Annotated in this window: 1 protein-coding gene; it reads left to right on the top strand. The window is 66.2% G+C overall.

Annotated elements, in window-relative coordinates; genetic code table 11:
• Positions 1-121 precede the first annotated feature (121 nt).
• Complete coding sequence (locus tag AC4CS3_RS23870) at positions 122-1,516, top strand: IS1380 family transposase (RefSeq protein ID WP_490785531.1); 1,395 nt, start codon at positions 122-124, stop codon at positions 1,514-1,516.
• Positions 1,517-1,705: the final 189 nt, after the last annotated feature.

The following is a 1,705-nucleotide window of genomic DNA, read 5'->3' as shown; positions in this document are numbered from 1 at the left end:
CCTCGGTATTTCATGAGGCGGATGCTGGCAGCGCGTGTTTAAGCAGGGAAAGGTGCCCCTGAGCTGGGAAAATAGTGTTGTTGACGCACTGTTTTGACCCGCTCGAAGGAGCACCTTTCTGGTGTCTGATCTTACCTCGTCCTATCCGTCTGTCCGTGTTGATTCCGCCGGTGACGGGGTGGTGTCGCAGGCGGGCGGGCTGGTGCTGACTGAAACGGTCCGGGCCACGGGGTTGATGGCAGCGTTGTCCGCAGGATTGGGGCCGTGGCGCAAGCCGTTCGCCCGGCATGATCCGGGCAAGATCCTCACCGACCAGGCCGTGTCCCTGGCCACGGGCGGGGATTGTTTGGCGGACGTGGACCGGCTGCGCACCCAGCCGGGGGTTTACGGTCTGGTGGCTTCGGATCCGACAATCAGCCGGCTGGTCCGGACCCTCTCCACGGTGCGCCCGGGCAAGGCAGTGTCAGCGATCAATAAGGCGCGCGCCGAAGCCCGTGCCCGGGCCTGGACTGCGGCCGGGGACGCGTCGCCGTTGTACGACGCCAGCGCCTTGAACCCGGTGATCATCGACGTTGATGCCACGCTCCTGACGGCACACTCGGAGAAGGAAAATGCCCGTCCGACGTGGAAGAAGGGGTATGGCTTCCATCCGCTGGCCGCGTTCATCGACCACGGCGCCGAGGGCACCGGGGAGCCCTTGGCGGTGCTGTTGCGACCGGGTAATGCCGGTTCCAACACGGCCGCGGACCATATCGAGGTGGTCAGGGACGCACTGAAACAGCTGCCCGCCGGCCATCGGTCCGGACGGAAGGTCATGATCCGCACGGACTCGGCCGGCGGCACGCAGGAGTTCCTGCGCTGGCTCACCGCCCGGCACCGGAACCTGGGCTACTCCGTCGGGTTCCCGGTCCACGGGGCCCTCGAGGACGTCCTGCCGCTGATCCCGGACAAGGCGTGGACGCGGGCCTACAACAGTGACGGGTTCGAACGGGACGGCGCCTGGGTGGCCGAGGTCACCGGCATGCTCGAGCTCTCCGCCTGGCCCAAAGGGTTGCGGGTCATCGTCCGCAAGGAAGTCCCGCACCCGGGCGCGCAGCTGCGGATCACCGACATCGACGGGATGAGATACACGGCGTTCGCGACAAACCAGGCCCGCGGCCAGCTCGCCGACCTTGAAGTCAGGCACCGGTTGCGGGCCCGCTGCGAGGACCGGATCCGGGGCGCCAAGGACACCGGCCTTCAAAACCTTCCCCTGCATTCCTTCGCCGCGAACACGCTCTGGTGCCATCTGGTCATGCTCGCGGCCGAACTCACCGCATGGGCGCAGCTGCTCGCCTTCACCGGAACGAAGGTGCGGCGGTGGGAACCCAAGAAGCTCCGTGCGAGGGTCTTCGAGATCGCAGGGAAAATCAGCCGTCACGCCCGCCAGGTTATCGTGCATCTGGCCTCCACGGCCCCCGAAACGTCCCTGTTGATCAAGGGCCTCGCCAGGCTGAGGGCCATCACCCCGCCATAGCCGGAAACCGGCCAGAGGACAACGAATCAAAGGGAGCAAGAACACCAAAACGGGCGGCAGTGGAACCGCCCGCGGCCAGCCGCCACCGGTCAGCGGCCGCCCTGTCACACCTTCATGCCAGAATCAAACCCAGTCAGGCAGCCAGTAAGCCCTGACCCCGCCGAAATCCTGCCTCGTGAAAGATCGAGG

Source organism: Arthrobacter sp. SE2 (assembly GCF_058244265.1).
The sequence above is the reverse complement of the archived record's forward strand: the minus strand, read 5'-3'. Positions and strand labels throughout refer to the sequence as shown.